At 58.0% G+C, this 20,806-nt stretch carries 11 protein-coding genes; 6 read left to right on the forward strand and 5 right to left on the reverse strand.

Translation table 11 applies throughout. The annotated features are described in order from the left end of the window. Window positions 1-170: 170 nt before the first annotated feature. The 3 genes from M5R41_02625 to M5R41_02635 all read right to left on the reverse strand — a co-directional run bounded on the left by M5R41_02625 (window position 171) and on the right by M5R41_02635 (window position 4,199). Window positions 171-1,838 carry a hypothetical protein gene (locus M5R41_02625; GenBank protein ID MCZ7555284.1) on the reverse strand — a complete coding sequence of 556 codons (1,668 nt, stop codon included), beginning with the start codon at window positions 1,836-1,838 and terminating at the stop codon, window positions 171-173. Continuing rightward, window positions 1,839-2,408: a sigma-70 family RNA polymerase sigma factor gene (locus M5R41_02630; GenBank protein ID MCZ7555285.1), complete on the reverse strand. Its 570-nt coding sequence runs from the start codon at window positions 2,406-2,408 to the stop codon at window positions 1,839-1,841. 228 nt (window positions 2,409-2,636) lie between these two features. After that, window positions 2,637-4,199, reverse strand: coding sequence for a T9SS type A sorting domain-containing protein (locus M5R41_02635; GenBank protein ID MCZ7555286.1), 1,563 nt, complete (start codon window positions 4,197-4,199; stop codon window positions 2,637-2,639). Window positions 4,200-4,583: 384 nt separating this feature from the next. On the opposite strand from M5R41_02635, the gene M5R41_02640 reads away from it, so the two are divergent. The 6 genes from M5R41_02640 to M5R41_02665 all read left to right on the forward strand — a co-directional run bounded on the left by M5R41_02640 (window position 4,584) and on the right by M5R41_02665 (window position 13,241). Next, window positions 4,584-8,363, forward strand: a complete 3,780-nt coding sequence (locus M5R41_02640) for a hypothetical protein (GenBank protein MCZ7555287.1) — start codon at window positions 4,584-4,586, stop codon at window positions 8,361-8,363. Between the two features lie 38 nt (window positions 8,364-8,401). After that, window positions 8,402-9,169: a hypothetical protein gene (locus tag M5R41_02645; GenBank protein ID MCZ7555288.1), complete on the forward strand. Its 768-nt coding sequence runs from the start codon at window positions 8,402-8,404 to the stop codon at window positions 9,167-9,169. Window positions 9,170-9,171: 2 nt separating this feature from the next. Continuing rightward, window positions 9,172-10,746 (forward strand): OmpA family protein, encoded by a 1,575-nt coding sequence (locus M5R41_02650; GenBank protein MCZ7555289.1) that lies wholly within the window; start codon window positions 9,172-9,174, stop codon window positions 10,744-10,746. A gap of 236 nt (window positions 10,747-10,982) precedes the next feature. Continuing rightward, window positions 10,983-11,645 carry a 16S rRNA (guanine(527)-N(7))-methyltransferase RsmG gene (gene rsmG, locus M5R41_02655; GenBank protein ID MCZ7555290.1) on the forward strand — a complete coding sequence of 221 codons (663 nt, stop codon included), beginning with the start codon at window positions 10,983-10,985 and terminating at the stop codon, window positions 11,643-11,645. Continuing rightward, window positions 11,642-12,400: a hypothetical protein gene (locus tag M5R41_02660; protein ID MCZ7555291.1), complete on the forward strand. Its 759-nt coding sequence runs from the start codon at window positions 11,642-11,644 to the stop codon at window positions 12,398-12,400. The genes rsmG and M5R41_02660 overlap by 4 nt, the downstream gene beginning before the upstream one ends. Before the next feature lie 4 nt (window positions 12,401-12,404). Further along, window positions 12,405-13,241, forward strand: coding sequence for a hypothetical protein (locus tag M5R41_02665; GenBank protein ID MCZ7555292.1), 837 nt, complete (start codon window positions 12,405-12,407; stop codon window positions 13,239-13,241). A 54-nt stretch (window positions 13,242-13,295) separates the two neighbouring features. Here the strand turns inward: M5R41_02665 and M5R41_02670 are convergent, their stop codons facing one another. After that, on the reverse strand, window positions 13,296-18,314 hold the full coding sequence (locus M5R41_02670; protein ID MCZ7555293.1) for a choice-of-anchor D domain-containing protein: 5,019 nt from the start codon (window positions 18,312-18,314) through the stop codon (window positions 13,296-13,298). A gap of 24 nt (window positions 18,315-18,338) precedes the next feature. Beyond that, window positions 18,339-20,330: an OmpA family protein gene (locus M5R41_02675; protein MCZ7555294.1), complete on the reverse strand. Its 1,992-nt coding sequence runs from the start codon at window positions 20,328-20,330 to the stop codon at window positions 18,339-18,341. Between the last annotated feature and the right edge of the window lie 476 nt (window positions 20,331-20,806).

A 20,806-nucleotide genomic window follows, 5' to 3' on the forward strand; every position in this document is an offset into this window, starting at 1 on the left:
GTACGCGGATGAACACAAATGATAAGAGATACAGCCTTGGTCGGTTATGGACGACAGATACTTCAAATCCATACCTCGAATCGCTCATACCCGCGCATCGGTGCGGATGCCCGTTCCTTCGATGAGAGACGAGTGGCGATGTTGCCCATCGTCGTGACGTATCACAGATTTCAGATATCCACGCTCGTATCCTGGATGACACGGACGCGCGGTGGCCGGGGAGGTGTCGGAGTATGCAGTTGTTCGGGTGCCGTGAGCCGCAGCTCTTCGCGCAGTTCCTTCCGAATCATATCCTGAATTTCCGGATTTGGAGGGATGCTGTTTCGAAGCAAACTGTCCAGGTTCAATCGGATGCCGCCGTCGGGTCCTATCAACCTGCGGAGCTCGATATTTCTTCCCGGTCTGCCGAGCGAATCCTCTCCCTGCTCGTGCAGCCGCTCCAGTTCGATCATGAAATGACGAAGAGCGGAATCCGCGCGTAGTGCGGCTCGTTCCGCACGGTCATGCTCGACACGGAGTCGTACGCGCTTTTCGGTTTCACGCAGACCGCCACGAGCTTCGCGAGGCGGGGGAGGAGGCAGAGCACGGCGGACGATGATCATGTTGCGTGCAGCGGATGCAATTTCCTTATCAACCCACCGAAAGTCCGTGTTTGGTTCCGCATCAATGGTGACGGAGAGAGCTCCGGGCACGCCGGGCGCATCAGGAATGGCGATGCGCACCCTTCGGGATCGTACCTCTTGCGCCACGGCGAGATCGCTCGCCCGCTCCGACACTACCCGTGCAAGTTGCCGAATCGGCTCTTCCAGTTCCGGGAGCTTGCTTTCGATGACGAGCATGAGGCGACGCAGACTGTCCATATTCAGATTGAGCGTTGCGAGGCGAACCGAATCGGGAGATAGCACGACGAAATCGGTCGGATGCCCCGCGATTGGTGCGCGGGCACGCATCGCCGCGGGAGAGTTGGCGTCGGAGTATTTCGCGGCATGCTCCGTCAGCTCATAGGTCGTGTTGTATTCCGCAAGGAAATCGCGGAAGAGCTCATGCTGCCGCTGATCGAGCTGTGTTGCGATGCTCGAAAGAAGAACCCGCTGAAAGGAGTGAAGGGCGGGGTCGATGGCCAGCCGCTTCCGCTGATCGAGGAGCACCGACGATTCGATACGGCGCGAGGCCTCGGCGAATATTGTGTCAAGCGTCCGCCTCTGACGCTCGTTCGGTCGAATACGCGAATAGAGATCCTCCAGCGTCGCACTTTTCGTGACGGGAGTGCGCGATCCGGCCAATTCGACACGGAAGCCGTCCGAAGTCGCCGGATCGATCCGCAGGGTGGTGGATTCCGCGGCATCGAGAGGCAGGGTGCCGAACATGGCGAATTCCAGGACCTGGTCATCATCCGTGCGCTGGAACAGGGGCATGATCCAACCTTTGAGGATATCCTCTTCGTACACGCGCGCAACTTCGCTACTTTTATCCTCAAAAAATCGGAGAATGCTGCCGCCGCCTTGCCACCAGGTGATAACTCCGGCAGTGATGATGAGCAGTGCGATAACGCCGGAGAACACAGGCAAATACCTGCGCGGAATGGATAACGGCAGCGTTTCCGCTTCCTCCATGCGTCTGATTTCGTTCAGTGTTTTTTCCGCAAGAAACGGATTTGCATCGAGCGGCGCGGTGTGACGCAGAAGCTCGGATGTCGCACGGAGTTCGGCCAGAAAGGAGCGGAGCGATTCGTCCTGCGCAAGCTCGCGTTCCAGTGCAATGCGCTCCGCGTCTTCGAGCATTCCGTCAATGTACAGCGAGAGCTGCTCTTCCCGGTCGCTATGACGATGGCTCTTCATTCAGTGTCGTTCCAAAAGTGGCGAAAGATACTCGCGGAGCATTCCCCGCCCGCGGGCAAGCCGGCTTTTTACTGTGCCGAGTTCACATTTCATGATGTCGGCGATTTCTTCGTAGGTTCTGCCTTCCACGTCTTTCAGAATGACAGGGAGGCGGTATTTTTCGGGCAAGCGCTGAAGACCTGCCTGGATGAATTCCTGTGTTTCATGTTCATCCTGGTGTACGGCGGTCACTCTCTCGATCTCCGTATCTCCTGCATCCATCATGCGCTGCAATGAAAACACCTTGCGAATCTTTCTTCTGCGCATTTCATCGCGACAGTGGTTCACTGCGATGCGGTACAGCCAGGTATGCACGGATGCGTCAAAACGAAAACCAGGCAAAGCACGATACGCTTTGATGAACACTTCCTGCGTGAGATCGTCGACCATATCTCGGGAATTGAACATGGTGAAAATGAGATTCCGTATCCGCTCGCAATGCCGGTCCATGATGTGACGAAATGCATCGTGATCTCCGCCCTGAAAGCGGGTAACGAGCAAGTCATCGCTCAAGTCACGTGCGTGTGACAATACCGTTTCCGAAATAGTACCTGTCATGCCTTCCATGCGTTCACGGACTCTGATATAGACGAAAGCCAGGGCACAATGTTCCGGATACGAGCGCCTATCCCGAAAGATTCGGAGGTCATGTGGAAATACACTTGTGCGATTCCTTCATAGGGCAGAACGAGGAAAGTCCGCCGAATGACGGACTTTCTCGTTTGGGTAAAGCAGGAGGGATATCGCTCCCTCCGGGCGTCACTTAGCCACAACCATGCGGCGGGAGAAGCGCTTGCCTTCGGCTTCGAGTGTGTACACATACACCCCGGATTGCAGTCTGGAAGCGTCGAAGATCACCGAATGCGATCCTGCCTCCAGTTCGCGGTTGATGACGGTCGCAACCTCGCTTCCGAGCAGATCGAACACACGCAGCTTGACACCGGCGCGGCGGGTCGTTGAAAACTCAATCGTCGTTGAGGGATTGAAGGGATTCGGGTAATTCTGCCCCAGGGCCACCGTGGTCGGCGCTGCCGGTTGTGGTTTCACAGAAACGATGTCTGTGGCGGCAATGGAGATGTAATGGCCCGGAGACGGATTGCTGGTCGTGGTGTACAGACCGTCCGTTGCGGTAACGTACCAGAGGCATTGGAACGACTGTGTGGTGGCCTGACCGGAAATGGTCTTCATGACACCCCAGATTTGACCATGCGTCATGGAGAGCTGCGGCTCGGTTCCATTATTGTTGGAGAGAATGCGCACCGCCCGCGTCAGACTGACGCTGTCCACGATATGCCAGGTGTATTCCACCGCGTCGGACACCACCGCCGGGTTGAAGCGGGAGATCTGAATGTCCCAATAGGGATCAGGCGGATTGGGACGTTCCCAGGTGAACGTTTCGACGTTGGCATGTTTGGTCAGATTCAGGATGGTATGATCCACCGGCGTTTGCAGCGTGAAAGGGAAGGGGGCGTGCGACCGGACCTCGTACGGGTCCGTGATTCCGTGGATGGACGCATCCGCCGAAGCGTAGGCCATGATGTGCTGCGGCTCAATGGGCTTCTCGCGCTCGACACGGGATGCGATCAGATAATTGGTGAGCCCGCGAATAAAGACCTCACCGGAGAAAATATCAGCGAGTCCCGGTGTGTCGGCGCTGAATTCTCCCGGCCAGCGTGCGGAGAATTTTGTGATAATTTCCTTGTTGGAAACATTGAGATAGCGGTCGCGCGGCGCAACGATGATTTCATAGGGACGCATGTTGTAGACAGCGTCTTCGGGTTGAACGGAGGAAGTGATGTCCACGAGATAATTCGTAATCTCGTCCGCGACGAACTCCACCGACTGCGAAATCTGATTGAGGAAAGGCACAGACGGGGTAATTTCCAGGAAAATATCGGCTTCGGCCTTGGTGTGAATCATGCAGATACGAACGACGCCATCAACGAACTCCGTATGCGAGATGGACCAGGTCGTATCGTCAATGACGGTCAGTTCGACGCCACCGGATGTGATGATGGCCCACGTGTACCCATCGGGATCGCTGTTCCAGGAGCGCGTGCTCGTATCGCTGTTAGCCGTGGAGTTCCGCATAGTAATGGTGGTCGGCGAGCCGATTTCATGCCAGCTGCGAATGACGTTGCCGTTTTCGTCACGCGCGGTCAGGGTAAAACAGACCTCTTCGCCGACGAGACGGGTAATATCGGATGTGAGCGAGGATTCGAAACGCACACCGCCGCGATCCGGTCCACCGCCCGCGGCATGCAGGATGGTGATGGAAAGCAAGGTAGCGAGTGTCAGAGAAAGCAGGTTGCGATTGATCATAACATTACTCCTCCGCGCGGATATGGTGAAAAAACATTGATTTCCGGGAATGACAGAACAGGTGCGTATGGTACTGTGAAGCACAGCGGGCTTATACGCCGGAAAGTGCACACTTGTTCCATGCCTGCGGAGTGTGAGGGAGGCGAACCGATGGAAATACATACTCTCGCAGGCGTGTACGGAATATACTGTAACGCAAAAGAAAACGCAACGGGATTTTCACCGCAACGGGATGCGCGACGCGGATGCGGCGTTGACAAAACAGAGAGTCAGGCCCTCGCCTGGCATGCAGCGAGCATCACAGCTGGTTCGCTGCCTCATGGCTCTTGCCATAACAGAGAAACAATAGTACTTTTCCGAATCGCCCAAATCTATGGAGGAGAAATGCGCTGTTTCCTTATACTGATATTCACGTTTGCCCTGTTGTTCGCCTCGCAATTCAGGGCCTCCGCGCAACAGAGTGGCTTCGATTTTGTGCGTGTCGGAAATGGGTTTATCACGGTTGCGGTGGAACGCAGTTCAGGACAGTTCCGCATCGAAGCGGCGGACGGCACACCGTTGCTGTTCCAATCGAAAAACGGGGTGACCGCCTATACCAACGTCCGCTTCGGATCTGTGACCTACACGACGAATGTCTGGAATCGCAGCACACCGCCTGCCGGCACAGTCCCGCTGCCGCTCGTTTCCGTGTCAGCTCTGTCGGACAGGGTACGGCTGCTGAGTACGCTCCGCAAGGGTCCCGATTCGCTCGGCGTGCAGATAGACTTCATTCCGTCACTGGACGGTGATTTCGCCTACGTGGATGTTGTAACGCAATTCCAGAATCACGGGCGGCGGAACGCGGAAATCGGAGTACTGCATCTTTTCGACATCACGTTATCGCGCGACGACAACGCGCAATGCTTCGCGGATCACAGAGTGGTGCATCGCGAAACGGCCTGGAGCGGGGCGGCGGTACCGAGGCTTGTCGAAGCCGCATCCCCCGCGCTTCCGTATCGTGTGCGCTTACGGACGGAGAGCGCCGCTGGGGCGGTGCCGCCGGATGTGCTGGTGCTCGGAAACTGGCAGTATTCCGGATATCTCGGAGCGGTGGCATGGGAATACACCGCCTCGGGTATCATGCTTACTGATGCAGCGGTGCTTCTGCGCTGGGATGAACGGCCGCTCGGGGTCGGGCAGCAGCGGCGCATCGCCACGGAGTATGGCTTTCTCGTGCGAACGGATCTCGAACTTTCCTGCTCCGTGCCCGTGCTGGGTATTACCCCTGATTCCAGCGGATACATCCCTCAGCCGCTGCCCGTGACCGCAGTGGTACGCAATACAGGCAGTGTGCCCTTGCAGAACGTACAGCTTTCAATCACCTCCACCGCGCCGCTGACTCTCTCGGCGGGCGAAAACGTCGTAAAGACCATCGCGGGACCTATCCCGCCTGGTGGCGATGCGAGCACTCGCTGGCTGTTTGATGTTGCCGGGGTCGACACACTAAGCATCGTGCCTCTGGATATTTCCGTCATCGCCCCCGACACGCTGCAGCGTCATTGCGCTCTCGATGCGCGCATTCCACCGATACGTCCGACAGAGATTTCCATTTCCTGCGGCGACACAGTGCGTCTCGGACTCGACCCGGGCGGCCTCGGCTATGCGCCTGATCCGTTTCCGCTGCGCGTGACCATCAGCAATTCCGGCCGGCGCACCGTATCAGGTCTGCGCGCGACCATCCAACTTCCCCAGGAAATTGTCCTCATCTCGCCGTCGACGGATCAGCCTGTCGAACCCGATCCGCTGCGTGCGGGAGAGAACACCTCGCTGCTCTGGGCTCTGCGAGGAATCGTCCAGTCAATGGATGTGTATGCACCCTGCGTTGTGCGTGTCCTGGCGGGAGGGGAGGTGCTCGCCGAATGCACCGTCATCGTTCAAATACCGGGAATCAACGCCGAACCGTGCATCGAGACACGGAGCAGCACGGCTGGGACGGATTTTTTCCTGGCTTTTCTTCCCGATAACGTTGCCACGGGTGCGCAGTCGCTGCGTGTGTACGTCACTGCGCCACAAGGAGCAGATGTTCTCCTTCGATATCTCGGCGGGACGCACTGGGTCGGCGGCAGTATACCAGTCGGAGGCATGGATGCGTTTGAACTCGACGTTGATCTTACGAACATCCCCGCCGAAACGAAGGTGCGAACAGGGGTGCGATTAACCAGCGATCGACCTGTCCATGTGTACATCGGCAATTACCGCGAACGACACAGCGATGGAACAGCGGTGCTTCCCGCACATGCGCTGGGCAAGGAGTACCTCACCGTCGGTTACAATTGGGAAAGCGCCTGGGAGCAGTTCCTCGTCCTGGCGACGGAGGACGCGACCACAGTCACCATCATCCCGAAATCCATCACCTCCACAGATCGGCCGGACGGCCAGCCCTTCACCGTGATTCTTGATCAGGGTGAGGTGTATTGCGTCAAATCGCGCTATCCCGGCGACGGAGGCTCCCTCTCCGGGTCGCGGGTGACGGCGGATAAGCCGGTCGCCGTATTCAGCGGAGGAGAGTCGGGATGGATTCCTTCAGTGTCGACGCCGGCCACCGGTTTTCTCAATCCGCATGTGGAGCAGATGATTCCGGTGGAGTATCTCGGGACGCAGTACGCCGCTGTACCGTTTCGTTCGCGCCTGCGTGGTGACACGTACAAAATCGTCGCGACGCAGCCGAACACGCAGGTTGACGCGCCATCGGGGACGGTGACCCTGCAGAACGTCGGAGATTGGCATGAGGAGAATATCGAACACGCGCGCCTTCTCTCCGCGGACAAGCCGGTGATGGTTGCGCAGTTCGCGAATTCCGCGCGCTGGGACGCCGACACGGCGGAATACGGCGATGGTTCCATGCTGCTGCTGACGCCACTCGATCGGCATATTTCCTGTCACTATTTTCCCGCGGGCATGCTCACCGAGGATCCCGTGTTGGCGCCGAATACGTCCTTGTCGGTAGGTGCCGGCGGCAGGACGGAGATACCGATGAATGCCACGACCGATAGACGCAGCTTCACCTTCGAGGCTTGGGTGCAGTCGCTGTCGTCGGGCAGCATCATCAGCCAGTGGGAAGCGGTATCCCCAGCCAGGGGTTGGATGTTGCACTTTGATCAGACTCGAAGCAGGGTGATACTCACAGTCGCTGACGCGGGACAAAGCAGGGATTTCTCTTCCACGGATAACATCATCTTCCAGCGGCAATGGGCGCATATCGCGGTGGTGGCGGACGCCGACGCCGGAACCGTGGAGGTTTTCGTGAACGGGAGTGTGCGCATTCAGGCTACGGTCGCTCTGCCCTCACCGCCGCTACAGCCGCTGACATTCGGCGGGGCCGCATCCGGGGTGGACTGGTCCGGGTACATGGATGAATGCCGTCTCTGGCGCGGTGTACGCACCCCGACGCAGATTCTCTCAAAACGCAATCAGCGTATCGGCGTGTTTGAATCCGATGGACTCATCGGCTATTGGGATTTCTGTGATGGCTGGAGCGATGCGAGCGGTTTGGGCAATACGCTCGTGCCCATCTCTCCCGCAACATTGATAAACGCCTGGGATCTGCCAGCGTCACTGCTTTGCGAGGAAATGACGGATTCGAATTTCGTCAACATCATCGCGCCGACGGATGCGACGAACGAGGTGCGGCTCAATCATCGCGCACTGAGTGCGGGCGATTGGCTGGATCTTCCCGGAGCCCCTGGATGGAAGACAGCGTCCGTGCTGCTGCCCACCGGACTGAACCGTCTCGAAACCAGCGATCTGCGGGGAATCGGCGCGTCCAGCTACGGTTTCGCGTATCACGACGCCTACACCGCGTGGACGGGATTCGGTGCATGGAAAACCGTCGCTTCTTTTGTGTCGTCCGCAGTTCCGGGAGAACCGCATCTCCATGCACCATGGCCCAACCCGGCGACGGGAACGATGGTGTATACTGCGGTCACGATTCCGGTGCGGCAACGTGTGGTGCTTCGAATATATGACGCCGCCGGACGGCTTGTGCGGACTGTCGTTGATGTGGAATGTACCGCCGGTACCACGGCTATGCGCATCCCTGTCGGAGGACTTGCCGCGGGGACATATACCCTGGCTATGCAGTCCGGACAAAGCACTCTGTATCGCACATTTGTGCGTCATCCGTAATCTTTGTATTCTGTAGCCGAGTAAAAGAGCGGGGTATCATGAAAACAGCAATGCTTGCGGTACTGTTGTTGATTCCGACACTTGCGGGCGGGCAGAATTATTCCTCGGGGATGGTTCCGTACGAAAGCGACATCCTTTCCGCAAAGCCCGTCCGCACCTGGCTCGGACTGGGTGTCGGAGGATATGGCTTCTGGCACAACGGCAACTTTTCTCCGAATTGCGATTGCAGTTTCGGGGGCGAGAAGGGAGGAGCACCCATGTTCGCCCTCGATGTCACACGTGATTATCCGAAACTGGGCTTTGCTATCCGTGCTCTGTTGACGTATTACGACGTCTCTTCAGAATTCTCTTATGAAGAAACGCGGCGCACCGTGATCGTCGGCGATGAACCGGATCAGGACGTCAGGTATCGGAAAACTTCAGATGTCACCCTGCGCTACATCGCCTTCACTCCCTCGTTCGCATGGTATTTCCCGCAAACGCCGATATACGTTCAGGGCGGGCTCGAACTTGGATTCCCTCTGAAATACCGTTACGACAATGTGGAGCGCATCCTCACACCGGATCTCGTCTACAATGACGGTAGTTCGCAGATGACACTGCTGGCGGAGAGTGATATTCCGGGTGGAAAATCGCTCCGGCTCGCCGCCGCGCTGGGCGCGGGTGCGGACCTGCAACTGTCTTCGATGATCATGATCACACCGCAAGTCGGAGTCAATCTCCCGCTTACGACAGTGTCCTCCGATGATTCCTGGAGTGTGACGACGGTGTATGGACTCCTGTTTCTCAAAATCCGTCTGTGGTAGCCATGAAAACAGTACATGCTTTTGGACTTCCGCTCATTTGTGTGGTTGCTCTCCTTCTCGCTTCCTGTGGCGGGGCGCGTGAAGCAGTGCTCGAAACCGGAAGCAGATTCACTGTGCATCCCGTGACCGAGGCAAATACCGCGGTTGACGAATTGGCTCCCGTGATCACGCGCAACGGTCTGTACTTTGTGTCCGACAGGGCAGTTGCTGACGACGAGCAACACCGGATGTATCTGCTCCCGGAGGGCTCGACGACTTCCTCCGATGTCGTTGCGCTGCGCGTGGAAGGAGGCGGTGATCGTGCAGGGGCGATGCATATCTCAAATGCCTCCCTGCTGTTCGGGCAATGCTACAGGCAGGGGGGACTGGGTGATTGCGACCTCTACGAGGGGCGCCTGTCGGGGGATGGAAGAGTGATCACGGACGTGCGTCTCCTTCCGCCACCCGTGAATGACATCGAGTGGGATCATCATCCGGTAGTGCGACCGGACGGGAAGATGCTGGTGTTCGCCTCCGAGCGCATCAGAGGCCTGGGCGGCAGCGATCTCTATATGAGCATGAAGGGGCAGGATGGCTGGATGGCCCCGGTATCGCTCGGTGAGGTCATCAACACGCGTGGTAATGAGATCACGCCGTCGTTTTCAGCAGATGGAAAATTCCTGTATTTCGCCAGCGATTCCCGGAACGGCTATGGCGGTTTCGATCTCTACGCCAGCGAATATGATGGAAAAAACTGGAAGCGCCCGAAGCTTCTGCCACCGCCCTTTAACAGCGAGGACGACGACCTTTTCCTCTGCGGTGGTCCCGAAGCGGATGCGAGTTACGTGGCGTCCAATCGGGACGGTGGTCGTGGAGGGTACGATCTGTATCGTATCGAGCGTGTCGCGGTTGCGTTGCCTCCTCCGCCGCCCGAGGCGCGCCCCATCGTTCTGCGCGTGAAAAGCGTCAACGCCTTCACACGCGAAGCGATTCCCGCCAACATTACCATCGCGGATGCCGGCAGCGACGCGCCGCTCGCCGCAGGGGCAGGGAAGGTTGATGTGGCGGTGGGCGAGCGGCGAAAGTTTTCCGTGACCGCGTCCCACTCCGGCTTTATGAACGGTTTCGAAGAAGTTGTGCTATCGGTGCGTGACGGCGTCGCAGCGGGAGCGCTTCGTGAAGGGGGCAGTGATGTCGTCGAACGGATTCTCGCCTTGACGCCTGTCACGGAGGACGAAAGAAAAATATTTGCGTTTACCGTGGAATTCGACTTCGACCTCTCGGACATCCGGCCGGAGGAAGAGGAAAAACTCGATAGCGCCGCAGTACTGCTCGCATTATACCCGAACTCCACCGTCGTTTTCTCCGGCCATACGGATTCGCTCGGCACGGATGTGTACAACATCAAGCTTGGCTACAACCGCGCATCGGAGGTCTCGCGCTATGTGGCAACCTATCTTCGCGGAAAAAATGTCATCCTGCGGAATCCGATGGAGATCCGTACCTACGGCGAAACCCAGCCCATTGCCAGCAATGCCACGGACGAAGGACGGCAGCGCAATCGCCGCGTGGAGATCGCGATCATACGGAACGAGTAAACGGGTGCAGACCGCGCCGATAGAGCGGTCTGTCCTGTTGTAAACTCATGTGACACCTCCCTCTGCCGCCGGTCTGCGACAGAATCAGGACCGTGTCGAAGGTATTCCCATATCGTGTTCACAACAGGATGCGGAAAATAGCGCAAGGGGTGAGCCTGGAAGCTGTTTCTTGGCGATGCACATTTCCGCGATCGGGAGGGATTCTGTAACTTGCGGATTGAACGGAAACGAGCACCATGTCCGCAACTTTCGCAACACTACAACAGCACCTCCACACCGCCGGTATCGAACTCGACAGTGCACAGAGTGATGCTCTGCCTCGCTATGTGGATCTCCTCCTCGAGTGGAACCGAAGCATCAACCTGATTTCACGCAAAGACGAGGAGCAGGTGTGGCTGCATCACATACTCCATAGTCTAGCGCCGCTTTTCATGCGCCGCCTGCCTGTTGTCGCGACGTACATCGATCTCGGTTCGGGAGGCGGCCTGCCCGGTATCCCCCTGGCGATTATGCTCCCGGAGTCGTCATTTGTACTTGTCGATTCTATTGGCAAGAAAATGCGCGCGGTGGAGGCAATCGTTACCGCGCTGGGCATGGGTAACGTGCGTTGCGTAGCCGGACGCATAGAAGAACAGACCCGGCTGCGACAGAGTGTCGATGTGGTACTGGCGCGCGGAGTAACGCGTATGCTGGCTCTCTCGCGCTGGTCCTGGCCCCTGTTCCGGCGTGATGGGCAGCGATTGCTCATGGCATGGAAGGGCGGAGATATTGCCGCGGAGCTCGCCGAAGCCCGGCAGCACGCCGGCGTCCAGCACACGGAGGTGCTCGATATTGTTCTCGAGGGAGAACCATGGTTCAACAACGAAGAAAAAAAACTGATAGAGGTTCGTTTTACGTGAGCCGTCTCTTTGTTCTCACTGTCTGCATTGCCGGTGTGCTGCTGCAAGGATGCGCCTTGGTGAAAAGCATCGCCGGCGGTAATATCGATCGCGAGCGCTACGCTCTCGCGCGTGAAGCCGCCATGCTCGAAACCCGGCATGTCGCCGCGTTACGCCTGAATGAACGTCTGCAGCGCGGATTCGATGTGGAGGATGCGGATGCGACGCTCATTCTTTCCGAGCAGCTGGTCGCGGACGCAATGCACTTATTACGCGGACGGAAGGGCTGGCTGGACCGCACTATGCCCTACACCATCGACTCCATTGCGACGGTGCTGCACCATGGATCTGCTACGGCATCACTCAAGCTCTCTGTGCGGAGCGAAACGCACGACGTCGACGTTTCGCTGCTCATGGACTGCGTTTTGGCCTTCGTTCCTCAGGGGAACGAGCTTGTCATTGAAATGGACCCCTTCAACGTGCAGCCCGCTGTGCAAGCGCCCGGACTTCTCTCTGTCGCCGAAGAAATTATCGAAGACGTCATTCGCGTAAAACTTGGCACGATGAAAGATGAATTTCCGCCTGTGCGCATGCCGCTTTCCTTTGACGATGTTTTCACAATCGATGGTACGAGAAACGAGGTGCGTAGTAAAGTGAACATCGTGCTTGATTCGCCCCGGCGCATGCTGGCATACAAGCTTCGCATAACGGATCTGCTGGTGTTCGACGAGATGGTGGTCCTTGCCATCAGTCTCGGTGATGTGCGGGGGAGGTGAAAGCATGAAACGCATTCTGCTACTGCTCGCACCGCTTACCCTGCTCGCCGCCTGTTCTTCCATGGATCTCCCGACGCTGGAAGAGTCTGCGAAACGCATCGCATCCCTCCAAGGCGCCCTGGCGGATGCCGAACGACCCTTGCATGTGCTGCAGCAGCAGTACCGGACCCAACGTGATCTCGGAATGTCACTTCGCCTGTCCGCCGCGAACCGTATCGGTACGGCGCTTGCGCGGCAGCGAACCGACGATCTGACCATCACGTTTCTCGCAACCCGGCCGCTGCTCGAAGAACGGAAAAGCGTGCTTGGTATCACGTACACGAATCGCCTGGACATTGACAGCGGGCGGGTCGTTCTGGACCTCCGACGCTTCGAATTTCTCGAATCGCGACGCCGGGGTCTCGAAGCGGTGTTGGGTCTCGAAGGAGAAGGTCGTCTGCATGTGAGCGGTCGCTATACCGGTGTTCCTGGATCCGTATCTCCGAAAATCCAGCTCGCGTTGCGCGACACGGTGCGTTTTACGTTATCCGCCGGTAACAACGGCTCCTTCGTGCTCACACCAGTGAAAGACAGAATCATGCTTCGGGCCGTCTTTCGTATCAATCTGCTGGGCTGGGAAGTGCCCTGGAGCGAGGATATTCCTCTCGAAGTGGAAAAAGTCATTCCCGTACTCGCCATCCCGTCCTTTTTCGATGCGGCGATGAAATTCCCCGTACCGGCAACCGATTATTCGGTAAAGAATTACCAATTTGAATCCGTCCCGATGAAACTCCGTGAATCGATCATTGATGTCCGCGATGGAAAGCTGATCTATCGCGCGAACGTCAAACTGGGATCCTAAAAAAAAACCTCACACGGGCTCTCCGTGTGAGGTTTCTAACAGATACTTGTACCGCTACTTCGCGCGCAGCATGCGCAGGGTCTGTACACCGTCCGCGGTGCGCAGCATTGCCACGTACACGCCCGACGGGAGGTGCGTGGCGTCGAAGGCGACGAGATGCATACCTGCGGGCAGGAAGCCCTCCGCCAGCACGGCGACTTCACGCCCGAGACCATTGTACACGCGCAGGTCGGCATATGCGTCTTCCGGCAGGTAATAGGCCAACTCCGTGCTGCCGGTGAAGGGATTCGGGGCGTTACGCCGCAGCGACGGTACACCCGGAGGCGCGAGCAGGCGCTTGCCGCCCGCCTCGCAAATGCCGGTCGCGGTGAAACTTCCGGAGATCGTCTGAGTCACCGTCGTGCCCTCAAGCCATTGGAAGGAGTCGATGGTCAGCGGTGTCACATCGTTGTTGCCCAGCAGGACGAGGCAACGGAGTTCTACGAGTACACCGTCCTGGGGAGAACTTGGCTGCGTGACGTCGATGGTGACGCGCTGGTATGCACCCGCGGCTTCACTGCTCATGGTTGCGACGCCGGAACTGCTGCTCACGGCCTCGGGCCAGAGCATCGAGCGGTTGAACAACAGCGCGAGGCGGAAGGACTTCGTTGCCGTCAATGCCAGATTGCTGCTGTTGCGCAAACGCAAGGGTATGGTGATGCGTTCGCCTATCGCCGCAGTGAGCGTGGGGAGCTCGACCGTGGCCACCGATCCTTCAACGCGTCCGCGCAGGTGAATCACCCGGGAGGAATCAGTGCAGCCGTTGATGCTCGTCGCGATCCGGATACTGTCCGCATAGGTCACCGCTTGATCATCTCCGAATTCGAGCGTGATGGTGACCGTTGCTCCCGGAGCAAGCAGGTCGGGCAACGGATTGGGTGACCAGGAGCGCAGTCCGCTGAAAGCAGTACCGATATACGCCAGCGACATGGGCTTACCATACGGATTCCGTATGGTAAAGGATTGTGTAGCGACAGCCCCGACGCCGAGGGTTCCAAAATCCAGCAGCTGCGGTTGCACTGCGGCGACGTGATCGGAATACGTGTAGTCGTAGGAGAACGCGCCGCCGGTGAGGCAGGGCGATACTGTGTACGAGAAACGCTCGCTGCGCGCACCGAAAACCGTCGGATCGAAGGTCAGGATAAACGTCTGCGAAGCCCCCGGCCCGAGGGTGATGCTGCTCGTGCGCGGCTGCATGGTGTATCCGGTGCGCAGCAAAGATGTGTCAATTTCAACTGCGAGCGCCAGCGTGCCGGGATTGCGCACGATCACTGTATCGTACACTGGGAAATTGCATCCGTACAATTCGCCGAAATCGTGATCGCGCCCGATCACCTCCAGTGCGACTTCATGTTTGAAACCGGAGAACGGAATGGTCAATACCGGGAAGTTCTCCGCATCGCTATCAACGATGAGGTCGCCGTTGCGCGTTTGACGTAAGGTCTGTGTATTAAAGGCGAGCTGGAACGTCTGCGATCCCCCGACGGGAATGGTCACTGGCGGCAGAGGCGATACAACACGGAAATCTCCCGGATTCGCACCGCCGAAACGCATGGCCGAAATGGTAAGGGGTAATCCGCCTGTGTTGCGTAACGTCGCTTCGGCGTAGGCCACCGTGTCGTCTGCGCAGACCAGTTGGGGGAAATCCGTTTTCGTGAACGCGATGGACGGTTTGCGCGAGGACGAAGCCACAAGATCCACAAGTATGGAATCGAGACAGGGCAACGAGGCATGAAAGAACATCTGTCCTGATGCCGCGCCCTCACTCTCCGGTTCGTATTCGAACACGAATACGACGCTGTCGTTCGCGGGAATGATAAACGCGCTGTCAGGTCCTGAGACGAGCCGGAACGGGGGTGAAGGGAAGAGAACAGCGAAACTGTCTATTTCCATATCCACAACCGCCGGATTGACCAGCGAAAGGGTGCGGGTGTTCTTTTCGCCTATCGCCGCGAAACCGAAATCCACCGGATTGGGCCGCGCGATGGGTGTCGCCGTAATGCGATGTCCGATGACTCGCACCTCGTGTTCGTACGAGCAGGGTGACACACGCATGCGGAGGGTTCCGTCGAACGGACCATCCGCCTTCGGAAGCACGCGCACAAGTATCGTATCCTGTTGCCCCGGCAGCATGGTGCGAGGCATGGTTCCCGCAAAACTCAGCACATCGCCCAGGGATGAGTCAATGGAATCCACGGCGATGGTAAGCATACCGGTGTTGGTGAGAATGAGCGGCAGGAAGGCCGCGTCGGAGCATTGATAGAATTCTCCGGCGTACAGCGTGTCCTCCGACACCGCCATGCTTACCGTATCCTTGCGTCCGCTTAGTGGAATGGCGTATACCGGACTGCCCGGGATATTGGTCTCGAATATCAGTTCGGAATTGAATGTGCCGGCAACGGGCGGGAAGAAACGCAAACGCACACGAAGAGAATCCTCCGGCTTCATGACCACTTGCGGGGGAATCGTGAATCCGCCTTCGATGGAAAAGACCGCACTGTCTTGCCCGCTGATGTGCATGCGGGTCAGCGTCACATCCTGGTTTCCGATGTTCTCGAGCAGCACTTCAACTTCCGACCAGGTATCCGGGCAGCGGAGAGGATCGAAATCCGGCATGTTGTGCGTGAGCGAGGTCACTGTGGTGATGATCTCCCACAAATCATCGCTCTTGTCCGCGAGCGGGGGCACGTAGCCCCAGTAACGCAGGCGTTGATCGTCACCGCCGGATAGCACCAGCTTCAGTCTGTGATCAACGGCCACGGCCAGCACATCGTCCGTATGCCCGTTGAACGTGTGCAGCAAGGCACCCGTGCGGCTTTCCCAGATGCGCACGCTGTTGTCGCGCGAAGCGGAGATGACGCGGATTCCTGCGTTGGCCAGTTGTACCGATCGCACCGCATCTGAATGTCCGGAAAAGGAGCGAATCGTCTGCCATGTGCGCGTATTCCAAAGCCGTACGGATCTGTCGTCGGAACCGCTCGCCAGCACGGAACCTTCGTGCGCGATGTCGATGGAACGTATGGCTCCGCTGTGCCCCGTGAGATTGCGCAAACGGCTGCCGTCGCTGACGTTGAGTATGGCGATACGGTTGGTCGCCGTCGAGGCGACGTAAGAATTGTCGGGAGCAATGGCTACGTCGCCATCCGCACCACTGTCGCCGTTATGGCGCCAGCGCTCGCCCCAGTTCGACGTCTGCCACAGGATGACCGTCGTCGCATCGGACGCGGCAAGAAGTGTCCCGTCTTTCGAGAACGCCACGCTGTGCAAGGTCCCGGCCAGGCCGGTGAGTGTGCGTTGCAACGTGGAAGTTTGCATGTCCCAGAGTTTTACCGTGCCGTCCGCTCCGGCCGAAGCGAGAAGGCGCATATCGGGCGAGAACGCCAGCGCACGCGTTCCGCCGGTGTGACCCGGGAGTATGGTGATGAAGGCCCCATCCTTCGGGTAGAAGAGCTTGATCTGTCCGTTCTGCAGGCCGAGCGCGGTGAGCGTGCCCGAAGCCGCGACGGCGATAGAAGTGATCGGTGCCGGCTGAAGCATGCCCCAGGCCCCGTCCAACTGCGTGATACGCTCTTCTTTCGTCGAGACTAATGCAATGCAGTTGGGACTCGGCGTATTCGCCACGCGCCAATTATAAAAATAGTTGTACACGTTGTCACTGATGCGCAGCCAGTCGTCGCCGTGATTCGTGCTGTATTCCACCTCCACGGGAGTGGTGCCGCTCACGCCTGTCCAGGTGTGACGGAAAAAGCTTCCGCTGAACATTTTCTCGCCGCCATTGGGTGTGAGCAGCTTGAGCGGCCCCGGATCGTACACGCCACCGCTCATTGCGATGGTTTCATGGCAGGGGCTGTCGGCATTGATGACAAGACGGCCGTACACGCGATCGGTGTTCACAGGCCGATACTGAACCCGCAGCGTGCGCGATTGTCCGGCTGCAAGGGTGAACGGCGGTGCCGTCCCGCCGTAATCGAGAATGCGGAACGCAACCTCCGGCGACGTGATGCTCTGTACGTTGACAGCGCCATTACGCGCTGTGAGCGTCACCGTCATTTCCTTTGTCGAACCTCCGTTTACCACGCCATAATCGAGCAGGACACTGGATGCGTCGATGCCGATGATTTTGTTCGCAGGGACGGAAACAGTGGTATTCTGGGTTACTGTGCGGTTGTTTTTGCGCAAGGTCACGTCCACATCCCGTTCTGTGTCGCAGCCGTCGGTCGTGTAGACGAGTTCGCAGGGCTCATAGAGAAAAATCTGTTCGCCGATCTGCTTGAAGATATCCCGCGCTTTGGCTTCTGTGACGACATCCTCGAACCAGGCGCCCTGTGTTTGCGTGGCGATTTGACGCAGACTGGTATTGATCGTATTGGGAGACAGGGAGACGGTGAAAATCTTGATATTGGCCGCCCGCGCCGCTGTTACGATCTGTGTCACCTGCGGGTTGGTCATAATCTGCACGGCATCGGTGATGAACACGATATAACGCGGCTGTGGTCTGTTGGCGGTGAACGCGATGGCGCCGGCGATGGGATCCATGAACGCGGTAATGAAATCGGTACCGCCGCCCGAGGCGCGCATGCTGTCGATGGACGCAAGTATCGCCGCCTTATCGGAGGTGTACTGCAGCCGGATGTTCGGATTATCTGAGAACGTGGTGATGCCGGTCGCGGCCGGAGGATACGTGAGATCGTTGACCAACTGTGAGGCGGCCATCTTCATGTTCGCGAGGCGGTTGTCCACCGTCATGCTGAAACTCAGATCCACAGTCAGCGTGAGCGACAGCACCGGAGTAAGCGGGGGAGGACAGCTCACGGAAATGACGGGACGCGTGATACCGTTTTCGACCACGGTAAAATCCGACGGCGCATATTGCCGGATCTCTTTCCCTGCGGCGTCCTGCGCCAGGAAGCGCACACCGATTTGCGGGTATCTGCTGCCGTCCGTGTCCACGATGCGGAAGGTGAGTTGTCCGTGCGCGTGCGGGACTGCTGACAGCAGAAGGCAGGACAGCGCGAAGATGGTAGTGTATTTCATGCCCGTATCCTTTCCTCTACACAGTTATTCCAGGCCGGTTTCAACGACGATCTGCACGGTACGGCAGTAATTTCGTCCTTCCGGGATTTCATTATCGAAGAGCAGACGATCGCTGCCCACCGCGTGCAATTGCACGTCTATCCCTTCGATGCGTCTGCCGAGGGCCTTCTGTACGGAGACGCAGCGTTCCATCGCCAGAGTGCGGTTAATTTCAGGATTTCCGGTTCTGTCTGCAAAGCCGAAGATTTCCACTTTGGAACGTGATGTAATGGCTTCGCCCACGATGTCGAGAATCCTTTTATTGTCGCCACTCAGCTCCGAACTCTTGAAGTCGAAGAGAATGAGGCTGAATCGGTCAATACGCCGATTGCCCTCGGTTTCGAAGACTTCCGTGGTGCGTGTTTCCGTCTCGAAAGGCAGAGAGACCGTGGTGCTGCGTATCTGACCAGCCTTGTCTTCCACATTGAATACCGCCTGCACCACACTGCCGGCGGGTGGAATCCTGGTCGTATCAATATGCCATTCGAGTTCGGCGGGCGGTTCACCCGTGTCCGCGAACGTCGCGTAACTTTCATTGCCGCGTTTGACATCCACCGACCAGCGGGCGACACCTGCTTCGCTGAGCACGCTCGGACGAAGCAGGAGCAGCGGAGTGGAGATGCTCTGCTCAACCGCCTGCCAGCGGACGGGAGCGAGGATATTCCTGTCGTTACTCGACAGCTCCACGCGACGGGCTTCCTGCTGACCTTCGAGAGCTTCGACATTGGGGGCCTGCTCGGGGAGATTACGCGTCTTTATTTCCATACGCGCGGCGGCGATGCCCCATACATCACGTAAATAATTTCGCACCGCTTCGGCGCGTCGTCGGGAGAGTTCCCGATTATTTTTCTCAACGCCTGTGGCATTATTGCAGCCGGTAAGTGTCAGTTTCGCCGAGGGATTTGCACGCATACGGGAACCGACAATATTGAGCATGTCGGCGTATACGCTGAGCGTTTTATTCGGCAGCCGCGATTCATTGAAATCGCCGGTCGTTGTCGGCTGCAGGCGGTGCATGGACGTGGAGTCCACATCGGCCGAACCCTGGGTGAAGAAAACATAGGGCAGGACGGGAAAGAGTTCGCTTTGTGTGAGCCGGTCCACAATTACACGGGCATCCTCGCGCAACGCTCCGTCAGCGGAACGGGCGAACACCCGGAGGTTCGGCTCTATCCCGGGCGGCGGTGGCGGTGGCGGCGGTGGCGGTGGTGGCGGCGGTTCCGGGATGTGATAGAGGAGAGCAAGCCCTCCTTCGAGTCCGTTCGCGTGCCAGTCCACATCGCCGCTTAGGGAGGTGGCTGCAAGACGTACCGCGATTTCCGGCCACAGCGCAAAGTTGCCGCCGAGGCTCAGCGGCCATCGCGCACCCGCACCGAACGCTGCGTACAACGAAGCGCCGCCAGGAAGAGCGATGTTGTAATCGTTTCTGATGCGCTGAAGATCGTCGAACGTCACGTCCGTCGGCCGCAACAGTTCTTCTGTCTGATGCACGTCGTTCGTGAGCAGGTAGCCGATATGGGTTCCCGCGAAAAGCATGAACGAGGTGCCGCGCAACGGCTGATAGCCGATGGTTGGTCGTAAATCCAGCATGTTCGTGGTGGATGCGACGCGATGCTCGACAAAGGCCTCCTCCGGTCCGCGCGGTGTCAGAACAGGCCCGAGGTACTCGTCTGCGGTGAGAGTGGCGGATATATCCGCGTAGCGCAGCGCAACCTGCAGAGACCACGCATCGTCGAGCATGATGTGATAGATGCCGCCAAACGCGGGTCCGACACCATCACCGCCATTGTAGCCGGTACAGCAGCTCGGTATGCCGGGGAGTACGGAGAAATCCGCCGAATGGGTAGTGCGCAGCACTCCGCCGCTGATGCCTATGGCGGGTCGAAGGTGCGGCGCTGTTCCTCCCTGCGCCAATACTGTTACATCCAAGGAAACAAGAAACACGAATAGCAGCAGTCCAGTAGCCGTATGCCTCACGATGAACCTGTATTGTTGTAGGATGAGCGGACCACAGTCCGGAATGATATGGAAATTACGCCCGTTTCGACAGAAATAAAAAATTCGAGCATGACTTCGACGAATCGCACCGGAGAAATTGACACATTGTGGCGCCTTTTGTTTCAGGGCTATTCAGAATGACATCGGAGAAGACCCCAAGGTTACGAAAAACCGTGCGACGCGTCACGGAGCGGAAGAGGCACCGATCGGCGCGCACCGTCGTCCGCAGCCGTGCTGCGATGTACCGGCAGGGAGTTTCCTGCTGAGTGTGCCCACCAGTCCGCCTGGACGGACACCGGCTCATTTCTGCGATGATATCCGAGTCGTGTCAGTGGTGCCAACAAACCCCGTCCCCCTTCGGGACATCCTTCGGCTTGAATTGGATCTACGAAACGTACATTTCCTTTCGGGACTCCCGTTATTGACATCTCATGGAAGTGGGGCTCTGATTACGT

It is taken from the genome of Bacteroidia bacterium (assembly GCA_027493955.1).
In the GTDB taxonomy this organism is placed as follows: domain Bacteria; phylum Bacteroidota; class Ignavibacteria; order SZUA-365; family SZUA-365; genus JAOSJT01.

Coding starts and splice junctions, on each gene's coding strand:
- M5R41_02640 (MCZ7555287.1), top strand. CDS start 4,584: ATGCGCTGTTTCCTTATACTGATATTCACGTTTGCCCTGTTGTTCGCC.
- M5R41_02635 (MCZ7555286.1), bottom strand. CDS start 4,199: ATGATCAATCGCAACCTGCTTTCTCTGACACTCGCTACCTTGCTTTCC.
- M5R41_02645 (MCZ7555288.1), top strand. CDS start 8,402: ATGAAAACAGCAATGCTTGCGGTACTGTTGTTGATTCCGACACTTGCG.
- M5R41_02665 (MCZ7555292.1), top strand. CDS start 12,405: ATGAAACGCATTCTGCTACTGCTCGCACCGCTTACCCTGCTCGCCGCC.
- M5R41_02625 (MCZ7555284.1), bottom strand. CDS start 1,838: ATGAAGAGCCATCGTCATAGCGACCGGGAAGAGCAGCTCTCGCTGTAC.
- rsmG (MCZ7555290.1), top strand. CDS start 10,983: ATGTCCGCAACTTTCGCAACACTACAACAGCACCTCCACACCGCCGGT.
- M5R41_02650 (MCZ7555289.1), top strand. CDS start 9,172: ATGAAAACAGTACATGCTTTTGGACTTCCGCTCATTTGTGTGGTTGCT.
- M5R41_02670 (MCZ7555293.1), bottom strand. CDS start 18,314: ATGAAATACACTACCATCTTCGCGCTGTCCTGCCTTCTGCTGTCAGCA.